Origin of the sequence: Brucella pseudogrignonensis, from assembly GCF_002252525.1 — a bacterium.
Taxonomy (GTDB): Bacteria; Pseudomonadota; Alphaproteobacteria; order Rhizobiales; family Rhizobiaceae; genus Brucella; species Brucella pseudogrignonensis.
The window spans coordinates 1-4,095 of record NZ_NNRM01000026.1 but is presented as its reverse complement, the minus strand read 5'-3'; the positions used below and the strand labels follow the sequence as shown (position 1 = coordinate 4,095).

Below are 4,095 nucleotides of genomic sequence, written 5' to 3'. Positions count from 1 at the left end.
CGATTATGCCGAGAACGGTATTATGCGGAGTGCCAGGTCTTGAGGGCTGGTTTTCCGGCTGTTTCGGCGGATTCTGCTCCACATAATCGCGGGCTTTGTGGGCGGGCGCCCCGCCGTGAGCGGAGCGCCCTTGTTGGATCATCGCGACCAGATGAGCTTGTGCTCGCCCTTGTCGCCCTGCACCAGGGAGGCGTAGACCGGCGCGGTGAAGGAGGGATCGTCGAGCTTGAGCGAGAGGTACTCGGCGCCTGTTTCCTTGGCGGTCTTGCTCCAGCCGGCTCCGAACTCGACGCCGTTTGCGGTGACCCGGTGGTCGGGTGCCTTGTCGCTGTCGTGGTCGCAGGGCTTGATGGTGGCCTTTACGTTGAGGGTGAGGGTTCTGATCGTTCCGGCGTAGGTGCCGTTTTCGTCGCGGGTGAAGGTGCCGATCTGAGCCATTGTCGTATCTCCTGAGAGTTGTCCGAAGCCGCCCCATGCGGTCTCGATGGCGGTCGAGGGGCGACGGGCCGGACGGCTGCACCAAAAGGGCCGCAGCGTGAGCGGAGGGCGGCGGCAGCCGAGCTTGTTGCTTCGCGAGGAATGGCCGTCAGGCCAGGGGAAGAAGGTCGGCGGAGCCGTTGCAGATCAAGGCCGGACCGGCGCCAGACCAGCCCAGATGAGAGGCCGCATGGGGGCTTTGCTGCATTGTCGGAAGAGAACGACACGGGCAGTCGGCACCCCATCGGCATGACCGGCGTCACGGGCGGCGGGGCAATCCTCCCCGCCACCATGATCACCATGATCATCATCCTGCGACACGGCAACTCAGACCGCTCCCGATGCTGCGAGTTCAATCCGGGCCGGCAAATTGCATATCGCGTGGAATAATACCGCAGCCTTCGATTTGTTCGATGCGCCGGTCCCTCCGGCACCAACAAGCAACTCGAAGGAAAACAGGATGGCAAAACGGAAACGCAGGCATCGCCGGAGCGTCGATGTCCGGATCAATTGGCTACAACCGCATGCCGAGGGCTTCAAAGACTGGCTCGACGATCGGAATTACTCGCCGGCAACGATTATCGAGGTGGTGCGCCTGCTCGCATTGTGGGCCGATTGGGTCCGCGCGAAGGGCTTTGAACTCGAAACGCTCGACGCGGGCCTTGCCGCCTCGGCGTCGGTGTTCCGGGGCAGCAAGAAGGCTCGCGCACCGCAGGGCGCCGCCAAGCTGTTCATCACCTATCTGCGTAATGAAGGCGTTCTTCCGCCGGCGCACGAACCGTCGCTCGAGGAAAACTGGCCGGAACTCGCCGCCTTCCGGCATTGGATGCGGGAGCAACGCGGCATCATGGATTCCACGCTCGACACCTATCAGCAAACCCTGACCGATCTGCTTGCGGCACTTGGAACCGATCCGGCTGCCTACACGGCCACAGCGATACGCGACTTCGTGCTGGAGCGGGCCAAACCACACGGGATCGGGCGCGCACGGGGCATCACCGTTGCGACACGCGCCTACCTCAAATACCTCGTGGCGATCGGACACTGCCCGATCGGACGGGAGCATGCGGTTCCGACCTTCGCAAGCTGGCAATTGGCGACGGTGCCCCGCTTCCTCGGGCAAGCCGATATCGATCGCCTGCTCGCCTCGTGTGAGGACAAGGTCCGATTACGTGACCGCGCGATCATCCTCCTGCTTGCCCGCCTGGGGTTGAGAGCGAGCGAAGTCGCCAATCTCACCTTCGGCGACTTCGACTGGAAGAACGGTCTGCTGAAGCTGTCCGGCAAGAGCCGCCGGGAGGAACACCTGCCGCTCACACAGGAGGTTGGCGACGCCATTCTGGCCTATATCAAGCAGGGACGGCCCCGAATTGCGACGACGCGCATGTTCCTGACCGAAACAGCGCCGATCAGACCCGTCGGCCGTATCGCGGTGAAATGCCTGGTACGGCGCGCCCTCGACCGGGCGAAGATCGACAGTGCGCATCGCGGTGCTCACATGCTTCGGCATTCCGCTGCGACCGCGATGCTGCGCAACGGTGCGAGCCTTGCCGGCGTCGGCACGGTGTTGCGGCACCGTTCGCCATCTGTCACCGCGCTCTATGCCAAGGTAGATATCGGCCTGCTGTCGGAGATCGCCCAGCCCTGGGGCGGGAGGCTGCCATGTTGAGGGACGCCACCGACCGCTATATCGCTTTGCGTCGCACGCTCGGCTACAAGCTGGTCAAGACCGAGCGGCATCTTCGTGCCTACTCGGACTTTGCCACCAACCGCGGCGAAACTCATATCCAGGCAACAACGGTTCTTCGATGGCTCGAAACAGTCGCCGGCACCCCGAACACGCGGGCCCGGCGGATGTCGGAGATCGTTCTGTTCGCGCGCTTCCTCCACGCCGAGGATCCCCGCCATGACATCCCGCGCGCTGACTTGCCACGAAGCCAGGCCCGTCCCGTTCCCTACATCTACACGCCGGACGAGATCGCCCGGATTCTCGATGCGGCCGGCAGTCTGAGGTATCAGAAGCCCAATCCCCTGAGGCGTCAGCTCTACGTCATGCTGTTCGGGCTGATCGCAGCAACCGGGCTACGCGTCTGTGAGGCGCTCGGGCTCAAGCTGGACGATATCCAGCCGGGCGGCGTGTTGCATATCCGCGAGACCAAGTTCCGGAAAAGCCGGCTCGTGCCGCTGCATGCGACGGTCATCGAGGCACTCGATCGCTATCTTGCGCTTCGTCGCCAACATGCATTCGAAAGTCCCTGGCTGTTCACATCCGTTCAGCATCGCGAGATGTGCCACACCACGGTGAACTACACGTTCCGCTGCGTCCTGCGCCGCGCGGGGATCGCACCGGAGCGAAGGCGGCAACCCCGCATCCATGATCTTCGCCATACCTTCGCGACACGGGTGCTGGAGCAATGCGGCGCCGAGCGTCGTGCGGTCGCCCGGCACTTCGTCGCCTTGTCGACCTATCTGGGTCATGCCGATGTCCGGAACACCTACTGGTATCTGGAAACGACGCCGGAGTTGATGGCGGATATCGCCACGGCTGCGGAAATGCTGGTCGGGGAGAGCGCCACATGACGCAACTCGCTCCGCTCATCACCGGCTTCCTGCGCGATTACATGCCCAATCAGCGAGGCTACAGCCCTCAGACCTGCGAGACCTATGCCTTCAGCTTCAAGCTGCTGTTCGACTTCGCCGCTAAACGGTTGCGAACCCGGCCGTCGCGGCTTGCGATCGAGGATCTCGATGCGCCGATGATCGTCGCGTTCCTGACGCATATCGAGCGGGATCGTGGCAACAGCGTCTCCTCCCGCAACCTGAGGCTCGCCGCCGTCAAGGCGTTCATGCGCTATGTCGAGTACCGGGTGCCGTCGGCCCTGGAGCAGATTGGCAGGATCCATGCGATCCCGGTCAAACGCCACGATCAGAAGCTCATCCGTCATCTGACGATGGAGGAGGTTCGCGCGATCCTCAATGCTCCCGATGTTACGACCCGATCCGGCGTGCGAGATCGGGCGATGTTGCATCTGTGCTTTGCTGGCGGCTTGCGGGTCTCCGAACTGGTCGGGACCCTGACCGCAAACCTCTCGCTCCAGCAAGGCGCGAGCGTGACGATCCGGGGAAAGGGCCGCAAGGAACGCTGCCTGCCGCTCTGGAAGGAAACCGCGCGCGATCTTCGGGCGTGGCTCAGTGTCAGGGGCAATGTTCCCGTACCGGAACTGTTCGTCAACGCCCGAGGCGAGCCGATGACCCGAGCAGGCTTCGAATATGTCCTCGACAAGCACGTCCGCAAAGCGGCCGAGACCTGCGCATCGCTGCGTGGTCGTCGCGTCTCTCCACATCAGCTCCGGCATAGCTGTGCCGTGATCATGCTGCAGGCCACCCACGACATCCGGAAGGTCGCACTCTGGCTCGGCCATGCCGATATCCGCACCACCGAGGTCTATCTGCGCATGGATCCCTCCGAGAAGCTGGAAGCGGTCGAGGCGGTCGTTCCTCCGGAGCTGAGGCGCGGCCGGTTCAAGGCGGGGGACGCGTTGATCGCATCCTTGCTCTCCGACGTGGAAGGGCCAACCTGAGTTGCCGTGTCGCAGGATGATGATCATGGTGATCATG

The 4,095-nt window shown here is 63.4% G+C and carries 5 protein-coding genes; 3 read left to right on the top strand and 2 right to left on the bottom strand.

The features are described 5' to 3' along the window. Nucleotides 1-138 precede the first annotated feature (138 nt). Entirely contained in the window at nt 139-438 is a 300-nt protein-coding gene (locus CEV34_RS14515; protein ID WP_094543825.1) for a DUF736 domain-containing protein, read from the bottom strand. 186 nt (nt 439-624) lie between these two features. Beyond that, entirely contained in the window at nt 625-798 is a 174-nt protein-coding gene (locus tag CEV34_RS27055) for a hypothetical protein (RefSeq protein ID WP_179253528.1), read from the bottom strand. Nucleotides 799-937: 139 nt separating this feature from the next. Here CEV34_RS27055 and CEV34_RS14510 point away from each other — a divergent pair, with 139 nt between their 5' ends. From CEV34_RS14510 to CEV34_RS14500, 3 genes are read left to right on the top strand one after another with little or no spacing between them, the layout of a single operon-like run. Next, nucleotides 938-2,146: a tyrosine-type recombinase/integrase gene (locus CEV34_RS14510; protein ID WP_094543824.1), complete on the top strand. Its 1,209-nt coding sequence runs from the start codon at nt 938-940 to the stop codon at nt 2,144-2,146. Beyond that, nucleotides 2,140-3,057 carry a tyrosine-type recombinase/integrase gene (locus CEV34_RS14505; RefSeq protein WP_094543823.1) on the top strand — a complete coding sequence of 306 codons (918 nt, stop codon included), beginning with the start codon at nt 2,140-2,142 and terminating at the stop codon, nt 3,055-3,057. Before CEV34_RS14510 ends, CEV34_RS14505 begins: the two co-directional genes overlap by 7 nt. Next, a complete protein-coding gene (locus tag CEV34_RS14500; protein WP_094543822.1) occupies nt 3,054-4,058 on the top strand; it encodes a tyrosine-type recombinase/integrase in 1,005 nt (334 codons plus the stop codon). The genes CEV34_RS14505 and CEV34_RS14500 overlap by 4 nt, the downstream gene beginning before the upstream one ends. Nucleotides 4,059-4,095: the final 37 nt, after the last annotated feature.